Source organism: Sessilibacter sp. MAH1 (assembly GCF_054658315.1).
On record NZ_BAAGIC010000007.1, the window covers coordinates 152,422 to 170,978 of the forward strand.

Annotated in this window: 15 protein-coding genes; 5 read left to right on the forward strand and 10 right to left on the reverse strand. The window is 44.0% G+C overall.

Going from position 1 to position 18,557, the window contains the following annotated elements; genetic code table 11:
- Positions 1 to 51: 51 nt before the first annotated feature.
- From ACYQ28_RS09280 to ACYQ28_RS09325, 10 genes are all read right to left on the reverse strand, one after another.
- The gene (locus ACYQ28_RS09280) at positions 52 to 1,521 is read right to left on the reverse strand and encodes an O-antigen ligase family protein (RefSeq protein ID WP_460049527.1); all 1,470 of its coding nucleotides are present in this window, start codon (positions 1,519 to 1,521) and stop codon (positions 52 to 54) included.
- Between the two features lie 195 nt (positions 1,522 to 1,716).
- Positions 1,717 to 3,192: a GMC oxidoreductase gene (locus ACYQ28_RS09285; RefSeq protein WP_460049526.1), complete on the reverse strand. Its 1,476-nt coding sequence runs from the start codon at positions 3,190 to 3,192 to the stop codon at positions 1,717 to 1,719.
- Positions 3,182 to 3,391: a hypothetical protein gene (locus ACYQ28_RS09290; RefSeq protein ID WP_460049525.1), complete on the reverse strand. Its 210-nt coding sequence runs from the start codon at positions 3,389 to 3,391 to the stop codon at positions 3,182 to 3,184. The genes ACYQ28_RS09285 and ACYQ28_RS09290 overlap by 11 nt, the downstream gene beginning before the upstream one ends.
- A gap of 31 nt (positions 3,392 to 3,422) precedes the next feature.
- Positions 3,423 to 4,778, reverse strand: a complete 1,356-nt coding sequence (locus ACYQ28_RS09295; protein WP_460049524.1) for an oligosaccharide flippase family protein — start codon at positions 4,776 to 4,778, stop codon at positions 3,423 to 3,425.
- A gap of 123 nt (positions 4,779 to 4,901) precedes the next feature.
- Positions 4,902 to 5,912: a glycosyltransferase family 2 protein gene (locus ACYQ28_RS09300; protein ID WP_460049523.1), complete on the reverse strand. Its 1,011-nt coding sequence runs from the start codon at positions 5,910 to 5,912 to the stop codon at positions 4,902 to 4,904.
- A gap of 114 nt (positions 5,913 to 6,026) precedes the next feature.
- Complete coding sequence (locus ACYQ28_RS09305; RefSeq protein ID WP_460049522.1) at positions 6,027 to 6,500, reverse strand: glycosyltransferase; 474 nt, start codon at positions 6,498 to 6,500, stop codon at positions 6,027 to 6,029.
- Entirely contained in the window at positions 6,497 to 6,973 is a 477-nt protein-coding gene (locus ACYQ28_RS09310; RefSeq protein ID WP_460049521.1) for a hypothetical protein, read from the reverse strand. Before ACYQ28_RS09310 ends, ACYQ28_RS09305 begins: the two co-directional genes overlap by 4 nt.
- Before the next feature lie 2 nt (positions 6,974 to 6,975).
- Positions 6,976 to 7,788: a hypothetical protein gene (locus tag ACYQ28_RS09315; RefSeq protein ID WP_460049520.1), complete on the reverse strand. Its 813-nt coding sequence runs from the start codon at positions 7,786 to 7,788 to the stop codon at positions 6,976 to 6,978.
- Positions 7,789 to 7,844: 56 nt separating this feature from the next.
- Positions 7,845 to 8,864, reverse strand: coding sequence for a Gfo/Idh/MocA family protein (locus tag ACYQ28_RS09320; RefSeq protein ID WP_460049519.1), 1,020 nt, complete (start codon positions 8,862 to 8,864; stop codon positions 7,845 to 7,847).
- A gap of 224 nt (positions 8,865 to 9,088) precedes the next feature.
- Complete coding sequence (locus ACYQ28_RS09325; protein ID WP_460049518.1) at positions 9,089 to 9,601, reverse strand: serine O-acetyltransferase; 513 nt, start codon at positions 9,599 to 9,601, stop codon at positions 9,089 to 9,091.
- Between the two features lie 1,046 nt (positions 9,602 to 10,647).
- On the opposite strand from ACYQ28_RS09325, the gene ACYQ28_RS09330 reads away from it, so the two are divergent.
- From ACYQ28_RS09330 to fusA, 5 genes are all read left to right on the forward strand, one after another.
- Positions 10,648 to 11,307: an XrtA/PEP-CTERM system exopolysaccharide export protein gene (locus tag ACYQ28_RS09330; RefSeq protein WP_460049517.1), complete on the forward strand. Its 660-nt coding sequence runs from the start codon at positions 10,648 to 10,650 to the stop codon at positions 11,305 to 11,307.
- Positions 11,308 to 11,382: 75 nt separating this feature from the next.
- Positions 11,383 to 12,915, forward strand: coding sequence for a hypothetical protein (locus tag ACYQ28_RS09335; protein WP_460049516.1), 1,533 nt, complete (start codon positions 11,383 to 11,385; stop codon positions 12,913 to 12,915).
- 9 nt (positions 12,916 to 12,924) lie between these two features.
- A complete protein-coding gene (locus ACYQ28_RS09340) occupies positions 12,925 to 13,719 on the forward strand; it encodes a P-loop NTPase family protein (protein WP_460049515.1) in 795 nt (264 codons plus the stop codon).
- A gap of 77 nt (positions 13,720 to 13,796) precedes the next feature.
- The gene (locus ACYQ28_RS09345; RefSeq protein ID WP_460049514.1) at positions 13,797 to 15,110 is read left to right on the forward strand and encodes a hypothetical protein; all 1,314 of its coding nucleotides are present in this window, start codon (positions 13,797 to 13,799) and stop codon (positions 15,108 to 15,110) included.
- 342 nt (positions 15,111 to 15,452) lie between these two features.
- Complete coding sequence (gene fusA, locus ACYQ28_RS09350) at positions 15,453 to 17,540, forward strand: elongation factor G (protein ID WP_460049513.1); 2,088 nt, start codon at positions 15,453 to 15,455, stop codon at positions 17,538 to 17,540.
- Positions 17,541 to 18,557: the final 1,017 nt, after the last annotated feature.

An 18,557-nucleotide genomic window follows, 5' to 3' on the forward strand; every position in this document is an offset into this window, starting at 1 on the left:
CGCCGAATCCTATTCTTTCGAACATTCATTCGATGACTACCATCAATATACTTATGCTGTAGATACACCGGCTCGGGCCTTTTTGGGAATTTCGGTATTTTTGATATACGCCGAAGCCAAGGCAACCAATAACCACAACAGCTTGCCTAAAAAGCTAAAAGAGCTGGTGGTAATGATAAAGACTGCCATGCCCAAAACCGACCCTAGTAAAACAATACCGGCTTCATACCTTGGATCTTTACGGCGCTCAAGTTCGCTAACTCGCTTAGCAATACCGTTAATAGCTTCCCACCAAATCCATAAGTAAATAACAAAACCGACCAACCCATACCGCAACACCACGGCCAGATAAGAGTTGACGATATCAACGATACCTTGTCCTTGCAGCATGGTGGCTCGCAAAACGGGATCATCGCGGAAAAACGGCGACCCCAATAAGGGGTTAGCCTTAAACGCATGTTCGGAATTAATCACCAGATTGTAGCGATAAAGCCAAGAGCCAGAAGTATCGTGCTGAACCAAGGTGCCTAAATTTAAAAACAAAATAACGACCGCAGTTAGTGTTGTGTATTTATAAAATGAACGCATGCCACCGGGTTTTATCCAGTAATACACAACCACCATCATGCCGACAATAAATACTAAGTAAGCACCGCGAGAATCGGTAAACAATAATGCTGCAAATAAACACGCACAAATCAGATAACTGCGCCAGCCAGCTTTCACCCCCAGACGGCCAATTTGGCTGACAATAAACAGATTCAGCGCCATAAAGGAACCGAAGGCGATTGGGTCAAACCAGGAGGTAGAAATACGCAATCCTAATCCGCGAAAATAGTACGCCGTAGCAATGGGCGAAACATAAATGCCGTCCGTATGGCGCGCCAACGGGCCGTACATTTTCCAACTGAAAAACCATTCAGCGATACCACCGAGGGCCAGAATAATTCCGCCAAACGACAACGCAATCAGGTAATTCTTTATGTTGCCCGGCGAGTTGCTCACCACGTAATAAGGCAGCCACACGTACAGTAAGGTTTGAAGAACCGACTTACCCCAGAAGGTAACTGATATGTCGTAACGGAAGCCGAGTACGGTGGAAATAATGCAGTAGGTGATGACCAGACGATCTAACAGAATTGTCTTGGGTTTGTTTTTTCGCTGGGCAATATAAATGGGCAGCAATAAGAAAATTGCCAAGACTGTCGGCTGATCGAGGCGAATTAGGTTATTAATACCCGGAAAAGGCACCCAAAATTCGAGTAATGGAAGCGCTGAAAATAAGGCAAAAAACGCCAAAATACGGTCTTCGCGCTCTTGTTCAACGAGCTTTATACAAACAAAAGCTGTGGCGAGATAAATAATCCAAATATTGCCGAAGACGGCAATAACACCAATTAAAATTAGGGAACATTTTCCCCAAGTAATGGCTCGCGGATCACGGACGATGGCATGAAATAAATAAGAGCCAGCAATGATAGTGGCGCCGAGGACAATAAATATCTTGATAAAGTAGATCATGCTTTATTTATTGCCCAACAACCTATACACCACAAAAAGAATACGCCAGCAGCGCGACTGCTAAAGGTTACAAATTAATCGCCAACCCTAGCGAATGTTTTGATCATGTTCTCAGAGCCTACTTAAAGCAACACAAGCCTTAGGTACTTACCACCTTACCCTTGCATCATGACAAGAGTTTAGCGGCAGAGGCTCTTAAACCTTGTTAAGCATATGCTCTGATAAGCGCAACGCAAGTTGCAACAATGGCAAGGTTGGATTGTGAGCTCCGCCTCGTGGAAAAATACTAGAGCCCGCAACGAATAAATTTTCGGTACCAAACACTTTGCAATTGGTATCGACAACGCCGTCTTTTTCAGTAAGAGCCATACGAGTACCACCCATGTGGTGAGCGTGCCCGTGCACTTGGTAGCCATTGCCATAAAACGGTAACTTAACACTTTCTTCAAAGAGAAAATCAGGTACTTTTACTCGGGCAAGGTCGCCATCTAAACATTGCACAGCAAACTCTTCGGCCACGGCCTTGATGGTTTTCTTATCAAAGTCTGATAAATACCAGTCGATCTGTGCTTTACGAAGACCAATATCGTCAACTTCTTGGGACAAATAAATACGATTACGCTTGGCAGGATCTTGCTCAGTTAGCGAACTTAAACGGCCCTCATCGGGACATTTAAATTGAAACAACTTCGACAATTGATCTTCCATACCCCAAGAACAAGCTCGCTCAACCAAGAAATTTTTAACGGCTTTACCTCGGCCATCAACCTCTGCCGATGCAGAAAAATGCATGGTGACATTTGAAGAGCCAATTTTAGATTCGCGCACAAACTCTTCAGACGTATAAAACGCCATGGAATCAACGCCATCCCATGCATCACCCAGCGGGATAAACTTGCCCAGACGCACATTAAAGTGCTCCATAAAACATCGGCCAAGCATATCACCACCGTTGCCCAAACCACCGCTAACCTGTGAATCGCAATTGAGTAAGACACGCGCATTTTCTACGGCACCAAGGGCAACAATAAATTGCTGGGCCGAAGCATTTGCTTGCACACCTTCGTAATTGCGAATGACAAACCCCGAAATTGTTTTTAAGTCGTCGTCGAGACGAATATCAACCAGGTTAGCGTTGATGTACAAATCGATGGCATCAGATGCCTTGATCGTTTCGAGATATTTCTGTCCAAAACGCGTCGGTGAACTCAACTGCTCGGGGTCGGGATAAAAACTTTCGGGTAGATCCTGGGTGCCGGGTTTTCCGGCAAAGGTGCCATTTAGCTCTAAAAGCTCCTTGGCGGGATCAAGGTATTGATTCAGCTCTTCTAAAGAGATCGGCCAGCCACTTTCTTCGTAGATTTCTGAGCGTTCTTCAAAATCAATTGGCTCGGGAAGGCGACAACGACCCGCCCAGTGGTTTGAGGTACCACCAAAATAACGTAAGCGCGTGTAAGAGAAATAATTGTCGGTATCGTCGACGAGGGTATACAAACCCTGTGACTTTTGATCGTAGGTTAAGCCACCGCCTTCAAACAGGGCGACTTTTTTCCCAGCTTTGGCAAATTCCAGCGCCAGAGTAATTCCAGCCGGACCTGCACCAGCAATGGCTACATCGTAGTTCTTATCAACAAAAGGAAAAGAGCTTAGACCGGATAAATCAATCAACATGCCCAGCCTCCTTGAGCTTAATCAGCTCCTGCTCGGAAACCAACCAGCCATCAACGGTGTAATAACCCTTGCGAACAAATTTTGCTTTTACAGCAAGTGGTGATTGTTTCGAATCAGCCTGAACAGAAGCCGTGCCTAAACTAAACACAGAGCCAAGACCTAAGCCAACGCCTCTACCAATAAAACTTCTTCGATTCATATCCATTTCCACTTGAAAACTTTTTGTTGTGTTAATGAGCAAGGTGCTGTGCATCGGGAGCAGACAACTCTGGAACGAACACCGGATTTTCCACCGCAAACGGATTAAAATCGACCGCCCACCACATGAGTGCAACACAGGCGCCAGCGCCAATCATCAGTGCAATATCAAAGAGCGTGGTTCTAATTCCATACTTGCGCACGTAAAAGGTCAACACAACTTGATTAACCATAGGAGAGACCACAATCGCCAGAATAATTCCGACTAAACCGGCATAAATACCTCCGATAATCATGGCGATGATATAGGTAATACCCTTGCCAAATTCGTAAATCATGCCGGTAAACGAATCATTATTGGCAATAAACACCGGTTTTAACGTTGAATCCATGGCCCGATACATAGAGGCAACAATGAGTAACTGCAGCATCCAACCGGCTGCGTCGTATCTGGGATCATAAAGCAGCTGTACCAGCCAATCACCAAAACCCACGACCGGCAAACAAATCAATACGCTGCCAACCACACCGAAAAAGCGCATTTTTTTGGTAACACCATCCAGCTCGCCACCTTCTGCTACCACTCGCCGATATTTGGGATACAACAACTTTTTACCGACTTTTTCAGCCGCCTCTATCACCATGGATGATAAGGCGATAGCTATGCTGTATATACCGAGCAGTTCTACACTGGTGAAATACCGGGCAACAAATCGATCACCCTGCAACACTAAAAACGTGCCCGCAGTGGAAATTAAAATCCAACGACCAAGCTTAAATACTTCCCAAACGGCGTCTTTGTCCCAGTGGAATTTGTTGCGCGGCCCCGGCAACAAAAACATGTAGGAGCTCATTAATATAGAAGTTGTAATGATGGTTCCCACGGCGAGCGCCCACACACTTTGCCACCACCAGGCAAGGCCGATCATAATGATCATGCCGATAAACTGAGCGCCAATCTCCAACAGAGAAATCATCTTTAAATCGATGTCTCTTTCGGCACTGAACACCTTGGTGCTCATGCACGAATAGGCAATCAGCGATAAGCCCGACACAGCAATCACCGGCCAAATACCTTCAACGCCCAGTAATATTTCAAAGGGATAAGCAAGAATTAGCACCACTGCAAAAACGATAAAACCGCGAATAACGCTGAGCGTCCACGCGGTATTAACAAAGTTTTTGTCTTGGTGGCGATGACTGTTTATTACCGCGTCGCGTACACCGACGTCGGCGAACATATTAATGCCGAGAATAACGGCATTCACCAAAGCGATGGTCCCGAACATTTCGGGATGAAGAAGACGGGTTAATATCAAGTTGCCAATAACTCGAATTCCAACCAAGCTTCCGTAGGTGGCAATTACCCAAAATAATCCTGAATTCATTGGTAAGCTAACAACCTTTTACGAGTAAATTGCCTAATTCAAAAGCTCACGATCTACTTAATTAGTCATGAAGATTAGTCATGAAGATTAGTCATGCAGATAGTAGTCGTGCAGGCCTCGATATTATTTGTATTCAATAATACTGAACGCGGTTTTTTTGCGTTTACGCGAGTAATACTCTAAAACCCCTGAAAACTCAGGGAGCTTTGCGATAACCAGAGACGCCGCATAAGGCAGAGCCTGTGAAAAAGGCAAACGCTTACCGCGCCATGCGTATTTTAAAACTTTTAAAAACAACAGGCAGGGCAATAGCCAAACGCCCAACACCCACCAAAAAGGTACCAACAAAGTACTCACAAGGCTAACTAGCAATAGCGCGGGAATAACGCCGCCCCAAACAATTGCGCTTTTTACTTCTCGACGATAATACTGTTCTGGGCTATCGCCATGCATATCTGCACCCTGTGCATAAGCATGACCGCAACGTTTGGCACGCATCCACCACTGTTTGAAGCGATGCATTTGTGCATCGTGGTGTGTCATTGCGTGGTCGAGACGAAAAACTTTCCAGCCTTGCTCACGCAAGCGAAAACACATTTCAGGCTCTTCACCGGCAATGACTGAAGGATTAAAACCGCCGACAGCTTGTAAGGCTTCTACACGCCCTAAAAAATCACCGCCACAAGCACCGGCTTCACCGACGGGAGTATTCCACTCGATATCGCAAAAAAGATTATAAAGACTCGCGTTTGGAAACTTCTCCATACGCTGGCCGCAAACAATGGCTCGCTCGGGATTTTCAACCAAAGATTGATAAGCGAATTCGATCCAGTTGTCGGCGACTTGGCAGTCGCCATCAACAAACTGCACGAATTTAATTTCGGGATACAAAGACGTCAGTTGTTGCAAACCTTCATTACGCGCACGCGCAGCACTAAAGGGAATGCTGGTATCTAGGTCAACGACATCAACGTTAATACTTTTGGAAAAAGCAACGCTGTCGTCGGTAGAGCCAGAATCCACATAAACAATTTTGGTAATTTTGGATTTGAGTGAATTGAGACAGGCCTTTAAGCGCTCACCTTCATTTCTGCCAATTACCACGGCACCTATTAAGTCTGTGTCGAAATTCATATCCGCGACTGCCTGTCTTACCTATCGATACACCGAAAATAGCGCGTTAATCTTCAATAAAGATTACATTTCAGAGAAATATAATGAGTTATCCAGCTGGGCTTTTACTGCGTGTTACAGAGAACCTAGAAATTGAGCAACACGATCACCCACACCATCGACATTAGGATTGCGAGGCTTAGGTATGAACGAGGTTACTTTTTGAAGTTTTTCTGTGAGGTTATTTTCGTCAAACGAGAGTACGTGACCAAGCTCTTCGAATTTATTGGCCGTAGAAACCTGATGATCATTAACGTGCTCACCAAATTCGCTTAAGCGAGCCATTACCAACAAGGGCGTTTTTGAATCTAGCGCTTGGGTAATAACACCAATTCCGGCATGACCAATCACTAAGTTTGCCTCTAACACGTAACGGTCGAAATCATTTTTATCGACAAAACGTTCGTATTTAAAATGCTGGGGCGTGTACTTGCCTTCGCCAATTTGACCGAACACGGTATCGGTTATGATGCCATCGGCTACAGCTTTATCGATGGTTTTAAATAATCGATCGAACGGCAGCATACTGCCGGAGGTTACAAAGATCATTGCAACTCTCCAACGTATTCTGCCTTGGGATATTTCGCGGCGACCTCCGGCCACTGGGTCAGCAATAAATCTGCGTATTTCAACATTAGGCGACCACTCATGGATAAATCTTCGAGTTGCGCGACGCTGTCGATCCAGACGATTTTTGCCTTGCACAGTTTTTTAGCCAACACGCAAACAATCGCGATGGGCAAGCTGCCGGTAGTCACCACAACGTCCGGCTTTTCTTTCATAACAAACCAGAACGACTTCCAAATGGTAATCAGCAGCTTGAGAGGTTTGTTGCGGTCGCATTCACCCACTATGTAAGTTGGGCCTTTTTCTTCGAGTTTTTTTGCCCAAATTTCACGGGTTGTGACATAAACCGAGGGTTGAATCGGCCAGCGAGTTACCGTGGTCAACAAACCCAAGAGTTCGGTCATGTGTCCGCCCGAAGAGGCGCCAACACACAGTTTTAGCGACCGCTTCGCCATAATTACAGATTCCAGAGTTCGTCGATTAGCGTTTTGGTTTGAACAATATTGCTTTTGGAAGACGCGCCAAAAACGATCGAATCCAAACCTTCTAATCCACAAACCCACTCGATAGCTTCTTTGGGTGGAATTGCACCAGAAGCCAATACCGACATAGCAATAACGCGAGCATCGTTACGAGCGATGGTTTCCACGTACTTATCAACGCCACCACACATACGGAAACCAATTTTGTTAACGTTTGCACAGACGATTGGGTTTTCGATACCTTGCTCGTGTAACACATCAATCAACAACGGCAGGTTCATGGTGATAAATCCCGCTTCGGCGTTGTATTTTTCTTTCACGTACTTATGGAATTCACCGAGGAATTTGTAGCCTTTTAAACCCAAAATTAAATCGGTAATAACGTTCTGCAAAAAGATGATGGGCGTTTTTACACCTTCAAAGCGCTTCATTTCGGCATCAACCAACATGCGTAACATCTTATTTACGTCTTGGGTAATGGCAGACATAGCACCGGTTAACAAGGTGCTCATGACACCTTGTGGTGAGAAGCGTTTTAAGGTTTCAAGAATACCCACTTCACCCACGGAGTTTGCGTACTTGTGCGCGTAAGGCATACACGGATAAAACTCAAAATCGGGATAGCGCGTTGGATTCGCTTTTACGATTTCGGCAATCTCACCCACGCGGTCGTAGGTGGTACACATAAAAACTTTAATGCCTGCGTCGTAGGCATCATCAAGCACTTTCATAATGGATTGAGCATCGCGAAAACGCATAGATTGCGCACGAGCTTTATCCTCGGACATGTGGTTAACACCAAAAAATTGGTTATCTCCAAACAAAACCCTTTGTAAGCTCATAATCAACCTTTCCCTAAATTTGCAATTTGTTCGATAACTTCATCGGTCGCGGTGGCGGTTTGGAAAGTCGATTCGACCTTCACGTCTCGCCCGAGAATGTTGTCAATGAATTGATCGATTTGAGCCGAATACTCTTCGCCACGCATATAAAAATTTACCGGCGCTTGAAGCTCGGTAATGTATTTTGATTTCCAGCCATCTTCGTAATCTTCGAAGGTGGTACCGGGGGTTAAATACACACGCATTTCTTGCCGATCGGTAATGATCTTACCTTGCTTACCGTAAGCGGTGATGGTGGTACTCATCTTACGAACCGATTGATCACTCCAGTTTGCTTCTAAATAACCAGTCGCGCCTGAGGCGTATTCAAAATTCGCAAAAACCGCGTCTTCAATATCGGCAGAAAAAATAGACTGCAACTGTGCAGAGCGAACCTTGCTTGGTGTTTCGCCAATGTAGTTCATTAAATCCACAACGTGACAGGCGTAATCGTGTAAGCAGCCGCCACCTTCGGATTTTTTAGAGCGCCAAGTTGACGCACTTTTTGAAGGACGAATAACCACCTGTCCATAAGCCTTACCTTCTAAGTGATAAACCTCGCCAATGGCGCCAGCGGCGATTAAACGCTTCATCTCTTGGAAGGTACCAATGAATCGGTTGTGATAACCAACTTGGTTTACCAGATTCTTGGCAGAGGCGATTTCAAATAGGGTTCGACCTTGAGCGGGATCTAAGCACAATGGTTTCTCTAGGAATACGTGAGCGCCCTGCTCCAACGCAAATTTAGCGAGATCAAAGTGTGTAGAGTTGGGAGTAGAGATGATTACCGCATCTGGGCGGGCCTCTTTGAACATCTTTTTGTAGTCACTGTAAGTGCTGAAACCAAGATGCTTGCTGATAACAGAGGTGAGATAGGTCGCGTTATCACACACACCCACAATTTCCACATCTGGGTGGGCGGAGCTGATTGCAAAATGGGAAAGCCCCATTTTACCCGCCCCGATCAAAGCTAATTTAACCATTCAGGATTTCCCTTTATTTTGCTACACGAATTACTGTTTACCCAATGCGCAAGCGCTCACCCAAAGGTCGGCTTCGCAACCCGACATTCAAGTTATCTCTCAAACATCGTGGCTTGTCCTTGTTAATACTGTGTGACCAATACGCGGAAAGATCGCGCGTCTACTGTTTGTATGAAATCTCTTTTCTCGACTAGGCGGCAAACCTACAAAGTTTTAGCCCACCATTAATGAGTGTTACGAATAGATTTCGCCGGAATACCGACCACGGTATCGCCTGCATCAACATCGGCCAACACCACAGCATTAGCACCCACTGATGAGTCATCGCCGAGGCGAACCTTACCCATGATCGCAGCACCTGCACCAACGTTAACTCGCTGCCCTAAACAAGGTGCATCAAAGGGTTTCGCTAAATGACGATTCCCCAATGTGACGCCTTGGCGAATGATGCTGTCGTCGCCAATTTCACTATAGCCGTGAATAACAATGCCACCTTGATGCTCAATAATGACTCGGCGGCCAAGCTTTACAGTATAGGGAAGTTCAATTCCATAGACGTTACGGCAATGACGGTACAAAAAACCATAAATAATCGTCATGGGAGCACGCAGTAATTTTGGTTGGATCGTCATTCTCCAAACACCAAAACGGTGCACGGCAACGGCGCGAAAACCTGGTTTCGTCCAATCTCGACCATGGGCCTGCCAATCTTCTTTGATTTGCTCGAACAAACTCAAGTGATACGCCTTAACGTTTAAAATATTTAATAAGACTTTAGAAGTCTCTGATTAACTCTTCCATGATTTATTCAGAAGATAGAAATTGACTATGCGATTTCTAATTTCTACACAATTTCAATCACTTACCGTTCTTGACGTTGGCGACACATCCTCAGTGCCGCGGGACGCTCTAAATTAATCAGAGTTTCTTTTAACTAAAACAGGTTTTTCATTGAATATTCAATTTATATTTCATCAAATCAATAAACTGTAAAAAAATTGAAAAATGCAAAATCATCGGTTTAGAGACCAACACAGCTGATTCTAGTTATCGTTTCGTTAATAACTCGCATCTTTAACTGAGCTTATTTTAAAAAAACGTGACGAGACATCAAGGATATCAAACAACACACATCACTGGTGCTACTGACAACGAGGAGGGCTTAGAATACTCGTAATTAAGCAAGACTTTTACCTTGCAAGTCAAACGACAAACACCAACATCCCTGCTTTCCTTGTGCTTTGCAATTAATTCAACGCTAAGCCAATAAATGAATTAACATTAATACAAGCTAATTACTTTGTTAAACAATGACATTGTGCATTGTTAATTTTATAAATCTACCACAAACCCACACCAATTATTACTTGCCAGAATTACTCAAATGCAATTCAAACGATGCGGTTTTTACAAGCATTTTGTACGTCCGCTACACTATCTATTCAAGAAATAACGCCCGATGCACATTAACATTCTTTTTCACGCATTTGACTTGATTGTAACCCGGCGGTGAGTTAATTATGTTCATCAAATAATGATCGATTGCCGATAAAATCTTGAATGCTAGGGTTTATCTCATGAACCGATTTTCACCAACCTAACACGCTCGATTATGAGAAGTTTTTACTAACAACCTCACTAACATCGTACAAATTGTTGTAATCGTTTATTTTGATCTGCAAAAGTCTTACCGAAAATCGAAGGTTTTTATGCTTGCCCAGATCTCGGTAATAAAAACCAGATTGCCAATGTTGAAGCCAACCCTAACGAAGTTGAATCACTTATGTTTACCTGCTCTATTAAAACCATCAAAATTTCTACCTTGCACTCACGTTTAATGAGCTTTTTGGTCATTGCCTCTGCGATACTCATTAGCGCCTGCGCAAGTAAATCAGAATTTCCTACGCCCCCAATCAGTGAAACAACAAAAACACTGGTCGATTATCAAATCGGTATCGGCGATCAACTGTCTGTCAGTGTATGGCGAAACCCAGATCTTTCTGTTTCGGTACCCGTACGTCCAGATGGAAAAATTTCAGTTCCACTGGCAGGGGATTTAGTAGCCTCAGATAAAACTCCGTCACAACTCGCCCAAGACATCACCGATCAATTGACAAATTATCTGAAAAATCCTCAAGTAACCGTCATAGTCTCTGACCCAAGTTCGGTTGATTTCCAACGCCGTGTTCGCATAACGGGCGCGGTGAACTCACCCTTGTCGATTCCTTACCGGGACGGCATGACAGTTCTTGATATTGTATTATTAGCTAATGGTTTGAATGACTTTGCCGCACCGAAAAAAGCTAAGTTGTATCGACGAACAGAACAAGGCGTACAAACCTACCCAGTTAACTTAGATGACCTATTATTTAAGGGTAAGCTTGAAACTAATTATTTCTTGCAACCTTCTGACGTATTATCAGTACCAGAACGTCTGTTCTAACCTTTATACTGTGTAACTTTTTTAGTGTGATATGGTCAGTAACCGTCGCCAACAGATTTATGAAGAGTATTGCGCATGGATTTAAAAGCAATCTTCGCGATGATTCGCTACGCGTTGAAGGAACTAATGGCTCGGCGGATTCCAGCTACCCTGTTGTTCATTTTTATTGCCTTTGCAGTTTTATTGGTAGGTGTAAGCCTGCCACAAAATTACACCGCTACCGCCCTTATACAGGCTGAGCGTAAAAACATAATCGAACCCTTATTATTACGCGGCCGCGCGCAGGTAACCGAAATCACACCGGTTAGCTTGGTTATAGAAACCATTCGCTCAGAACGCTTACTGGTTCACGCTGCATTAGAGTTAGGCATTATTAGTGAATCGTCTGACGACGAAGCTGTGGGCAATGCCATTCGCAAATTAAGTCGTGAACTGTATCACCAAATTCGCGACGATAATGTGGTGCGTCTGTTTTACACCGCATCTTCAGCCGAAGAATCATTCACTAATCTCAATGCCATAATTTCGGCGTTTCGCAAAGATGCCAATCAACAACAGCGTGACGAGAGCAGCGAAGCTTACGAATTCATTAGCACCCAGGTTGAAAAATACAAGCAACAGTTATCTGATGCCGAAAAGCGATTATCCGACTATAAAATTAATAATATGGACGGCACCGAGACCGAGGCGCTAGATCGGATCTTAGAATTGCGTGGCGAAATTGAAAACCTAGAGCTAAACATCGACGAGAATTTAGCAAAAGCCTCAAGCTTAAAAACTCAAATCGATGTTGAAGGTAAAATTCAGCAAGCCAGAAACAAACTCAACACGCTGCAAACTCAAAAACGAGAGCTGGAGAGTCGCCTACAAGGTCTTCAGTTAGCATTCCAAGATGATTATCCCGATGTTGTTTCGGCCAAAAATCAAATTAGCATCGTCAGCCAAGAAATTGCAGAAGTACAAGCTGCTAACCCTTCGCTACCAGCGGAAGTGTCTGGTGATGAAGTTTCTTTGTTTGAAGAGCTTCGCTCGAATCTGTCAAACATCGAACTACAAACCGAAAGCATGCAACGCCGCAAGGCTTCGCTAGAAAAAATCTTAGAGCGTGAAAATTCGAAAGCAGACAGTTTAGCGGTGCATCAAACCGAACTGGCCGAGCTAACCCGTGACTACGACAAAACCAAGCAAATTTACGAAGAGTTATTACAGCGCCGCGAAAACGCCAGCATATCGCTAACTATTGATGAAGCCGGACAAGGCATGAGTTATAAGTTTCGAGAAATGCCGTCAATCCCAACTTCTTCGGAAGGCCCACCGCCGGTAATATTCGTGGCTGCGGCTCCATTTTTGGGTATTTTCACTTTGCTGGGCCTGAGCTTCGCGTACGTTTTCTTGGATCCAAGATTGCGTTACGGAATGGTTCCCAAGTCCAAATTACCGGAAGGTATCGACATCATTGTTAACATTCCTTCCTATACGCCAGAACCTATAGCGGAAAAGCAATCAAAAACCACCTGGGTGTTAATTGCAGTTGTTTTGCTGTCTGCTGTACTTTATGGTTACTTAGCTTACGGATTTTTAGCATTGGAGTGGCTGAGCGCCAAATAACGAATCAGCGTGGACAAACTTAAGCAAATTATCACTCAGAAACGCACTTCAACTCAGAGTACTGTTTCCCTAGAGGAACAAACTCCAAACAGTCACGACCTTGTGAACCGTTTTATCGCTGGTGACATGGTGTTGTCTGACGAAGAACGAGCGCTGTTATGGTCGCCGGAAACTAGAGCTGAAAAACATATCATCTACCAAGGAATGGATAACGTTGACGTGCTCAATGCTTACAGGGAATTAAGAACAAAGCTGCTGCGTAAAAGTGGCGGTTCAAGTGCCATTATTTTAGTAACAAGTGCCGGTTACAAAACTCACCATAATTCTGAAGTGGCTTTCAACCTGGCCACCAGCTTTGCGATGGACACCAGCAAATCGTCCATTTACGTCGATTGCGATCCCTATACCGATGACCGACAAGATCTATCCATTCGCGAATTTGGTTTTGGCTTAACAGACCACCTCCACGATCCACAAATATCGTTAGTTGACGCGACCTATCCTTCCGGCGTTGAGCATTTAAAAATTATTCCAACCGGCGGCCAAAAAGACACCGCCGCCGAATATTTTAACCATCCAAGATTGGGTGGAATCTTCAACGAAATTAAATATTCGCTGCCGCACGTATTTATCTTTATTCATACACCACCGGTACTGCATTATTCGGAAGCATCGATTTTGGCAGATATCGCTGATATGGTTGTGCTTGTGGTGCCATCTAAACAAACCACCCAAAGTCAAATCTTCGAGTCAATTGAGCTACTTGGCGAAAACAAGGTTGCAGGCATTATCATTCAAGAGTAAAAAATACCTAAATATTTTACTCCTCTGGCCCATCAAACTTTGAATCGCCAGTCAATTGTTCACACCCGGGAAGAATCATGCGCACCAATCTTGTAAGATCGATAATCGGTCTATGCGCTTTCACAGCAATTCATACTAACGCCGAATTTAAAGCCGCCGTTTTTCACTCCAGTGAATTTACCAACAACGCCGATTTATCCGATACCGACGAGCCCAGCGAGCGCGAAGATCGCACCGGTTTAGAAGTCGAATATACCCATCAAGCGCAAAATTGGCTGTTCAATTTTGATTACCAATTTGAAAAGGTTAACTTCGACAGTAACGCTCAAATTCCCGAAGAAGATACCGAAGAATACGAAGGCACCACTGGTTTTGATGGCTTGTTTTTTCGTCAAAGATTAGGACTGCGCACCAGCTATCGTCGCGAAAACTTACTTACCGATCCCGCTGAGCTTTCGGTTCAAAATAACATTACCGCTCGCGACACTTTTGTTTTTGAACCGACGTTAAATTTTTATCGTAACGATGCCGACAATCTTTCACTAACGGGGTTTTTCCACAAAATTCGCTTTGATGACGATTTTCTGCAAACACGTTCCATTGGCAGTGAGACCAAAGGATTACGTTTAGGATGGACTCGCAAAGTCAGCTCTGTTGATAACTTTATTGCGCAGATCGAAAACAGCGAAACCGAATACGACCAAAACGGCGTTGATACCTTAGATTATCAAAACATACAGCTCGGCTATGCGGCGCAGCTACGCAAACTGAATTACACCGTGCTGGTTGGTTACAACCGATCAAGCTCTTCGTCGACACAAGATTTGGAGTCACCAAGCGCATTAATTCAAGCACTCTATCAATCTGGTCCAACGCAAATTAACTTCTTTGCCAACTACCTCATTACCGATACTTCACGCGGTAATCAAAACGGCATTACCGGTTCGCTCTCAGAATCAAACAATCAACAGCTCGGTAATGGTGATACCTCGATTATCGACTCCTACGAATTGCTTTCTGGACAGCTGAAAGTCTCTAACCGCTGGTGTCGCCGGTGTTTGGCGGAGTTTGAAGTTGGCTTTGCCGATGAAGATTACAGTGTCGACGATACCGAAAGCCTGCAACAGCTGGATATCTCGGGAAGTCTAGGCTACGAACTTACCTCCAAGCTGTCGGTTGAGTTCGAAGTTGGCTACCAAACTCAGTCTCGCGAGATACCTCAGCCAACGCTTGAGTATGATGAAGATATCTATATCCTCTCGGCCGAGTATTACCACAGTGAGAAACTAAGCACCGGCGTGAGCGCTCTCTACCGAGATAGAGACGCCGAAGACGATGCCCGATCGTATCAAGAAGCTAGCTTAACCCTAGATATTCGCTACGAATTTTGACCAAAGCGCGGTTGTATTCAACGAATGTTTGCATACAGCCGTATTTGTTAAAATTTTGTTCAACAGCCGCCTGCAAATCCTGTATACTGCGCGCGATTTTCACTCCCGACTTGGCGAACTGCATCTGACTGGGCTCAGAACTCTGCAGTCTCAGGAAATCATCGAACAGCCGCGCGACAACGGGCGTGTAACAAACTAGCGGCACAATTTCGCTCTTGCTTGAAGGAGGACGCAGACAGCATACGCTGACTGCGACACTCTAGTCATTGAGCAATGTGATCACCCGGAAACCGGTCTGTAGTCGCAGACCGGTGGCCCTGTAATTATGAAATGAGTAACCCAATGACAGATTTAGCTTTATATCGAAATATTGGTATTTTTGCCCACGTGGACGCGGGTAAAACCACCAGTACCGAACGTATTCTCAAACTTACCGGTAAAATTCATAAAACCGGTGAAGTACACGATGGTGCCGCGACCACTGACTTCATGGTACAAGAAGCTGAGCGTGGTATTACCATTCAGTCAGCTGCTACTACTTGCTTTTGGAATAACCACCGTTTAAACATCATTGACACCCCTGGACACGTTGACTTTACTGTTGAAGTATACCGTTCACTAAAAGTACTTGATGGTGGTATTGGTGTTTTCTGTGGTTCTGGTGGTGTTGAGCCACAATCAGAAACCAACTGGCGTTACGCGAACGAATCAGAAGTTTCTCGCATCATTTTCATCAACAAGCTAGACCGTATGGGTGCTGACTTCTACCGCGTTGTTGAGCAGGTGAAAAAAGTACTTGGTGCAAATCCATTGGTTATGACTTTGCCAATCGGTATCGAAGACGAATTTAAAGGCGTCGTTGATGTTCTTACTCAAAAAGCCTACATCTGGGACGACTCTGGCCTTCCAGAAAACTACGAAGTCGTTGATATTCCAGAAGATTTGGTTGAAAAAGCAGCCGAGTACCGTGAAAAGCTCATCGAAAGTGCGGTTGAGCAAGACGACGATCTAATGATGGCGTACATGGAAGGCGAAGAACCTTCTATCGAAGACATCAAGCGTTGTATCCGTAAAGGTACTCGCGACCTAGTATTCTTCCCAACTTACTGTGGTTCTGCGTTCAAAAACAAAGGTATCCAATTAGTATTGGATGCGGTTGTTGATTACCTACCAGCACCAACCGAAGTTACTCCTCAAGATTTGACCGACAAAGAAACCGGTGAGCCAACGGGTCAAGTTGCAACCGTTTCTGCCGAAGAACCGCTACGCGCGCTTGCGTTCAAAATCATGGATGACCGTTTCGGTGCACTAACCTTTATCCGTATCTACTCAGGTGTTATGGAAAAAGGTATGACCGTATTGAACTCATACACCGGTAAAACCGAGCGTATCGGCCGTATGGTTGAGATGCACGCAGACGAGCGTACCGAGATCGATCGCGCGCAAGCGGGTGACATCATCGCGGTTGTTGGTATGAAGAACGTTCAAACCGGTCACACTCTTTGTGATCCAGACCATGAATGTACTCTTGAACCAATGATCTTCCCAGAGCCAGTAATTTCTATTGCTGTTAAGCCAAAAGACAAAGGCGGCTCTGAGAAAATGGGTATCGCGATTGGTAAACTGGTTGCAGAAGATCCATCTTTCCAAGTTGAAACCGATGAAGAATCCGGTGAAACCATCCTTAAAGGTATGGGTGAACTTCACTTAGATATTAAAGTGGATATCTTGAAGCGTACTTACGGTGTTGAGCTTATTGTAGGTCAACCTCAGGTAGCTTACCGTGAAACCATCACTCGTGAAGTTGAAGACAGCTACACCCATAAGAAACAATCGGGTGGTTCTGGTCAATACGGTAAGATCGATTACCGCATTCGTCCTGCCGAAGTTGGTACCGGCTTCAAGTTCATATCCAGTGTTGTTGGTGGTAACGTACCTAAAGAATACTTCCCTGCCATTGAGAAAGGTTTCAAAGGCATGATGGGTCAAGGTACTCTTGCCGGTTTCCCTGTGTTAGACGTTGAAGTTGAGCTATTTGACGGTGGCTTCCACGCCGTTGACTCGTCAGCAATCGCGTTCGAAATCGCAGCGAAAGGTGCATTCCGTCAATCAATTCCTAAGGCTGCGCCTCAGTTGATTGAACCAATCATGAAGGTTGACGTGTTTACCCCAGAAGATCACGTAGGTGATGTTATTGGTGACCTTAACCGTCGTCGCGGTATGATTAAAGACCAAGAGCCTGGCGCTACCGGAGTACGTATTAAAGCAGACGTTCCTCTTTCAGAAATGTTTGGTTACATCGGCCAGCTACGTACCATGACTTCTGGTCGTGGTCAGTTCTCAATGGAATTCTCTCACTACTTGCCATGTCCTTCACAAGTAGCAGAAAAAGTCATTGCAGAAGCAAAAGCGAAAAAAGAAGCCAAGTAGTTACTTGCTTTCTTTTACGCAAAAAAAGCCACCTTCGGGTGGCTTTTTTTATCTCTATTGGATACGTAAAAACTTATTATCAACCAGACTTAATCGTTGTTTATGACAACCAATAGATAAATATCATCCCACTTCAACAACAACTCTACAGCGTAATAGTCGCGAAACATTTATTAATACGCATTATTTGCCGCACAAAAAAATCTCGACGATTATTCGATTCGATATCTCACCATTTAAAACATTTCTAGCGATCAAAACAACGTACTTTTGAGCAACTCGTAAATTATAAGAAGCTCTGATTAACCTAGAGTTTCTCGCGACACAAGGATGTGTCGCCAATTTCAAGAACTGTAAGTGATGGAAATTGTGAAGAAATTGGAAATCACATTTTCAATTTCTTCCCTCTGATTAAATCATGGATGAGTTAATCAGAGGTTCCTATAAAGTTTAAATAACTAAGAACATTTAACGTCACAAAAACCTACGAGCTCAAAAGACTATTGGCACCTCTGATTAGCGAAAAATATTCTTCAAAGACCAACCCACTAAATCTATCAGGTTACTAGATCACTTATAAATATCGAGGAAACACTTAATTCTAAAAATAACTCTAAAACAACTTTATCACTTCATACTTTCATCAAAGTTGTCTTAAAAAGGACTTATTATCAAGAAAATTATTCACTTCCAGAGTAAGCAAAACTGTTTTTATGTAGAAAAATAATTCGAAAAATTTCCAAGCTCGCTCGCTGAATCTTACCTTTAGCAATGTAATCAACTGTAATTTACCAATACCAAAATTACTACCATACTGAAAACACAATTCAGAACACGCCGTACTCTAAAACAACAATAACTTATAAAATAACAATAACTACTGATCCAAATTCTATTTGAAATTTACAACGCATTTTTCAGAAAATTAATTCATTAAACAGCTTCAAAAATTCAGCACTCACTAACCCAATAAAAACAATATATTGAATTTTCGAAAAATATGAACTTACCTATTTA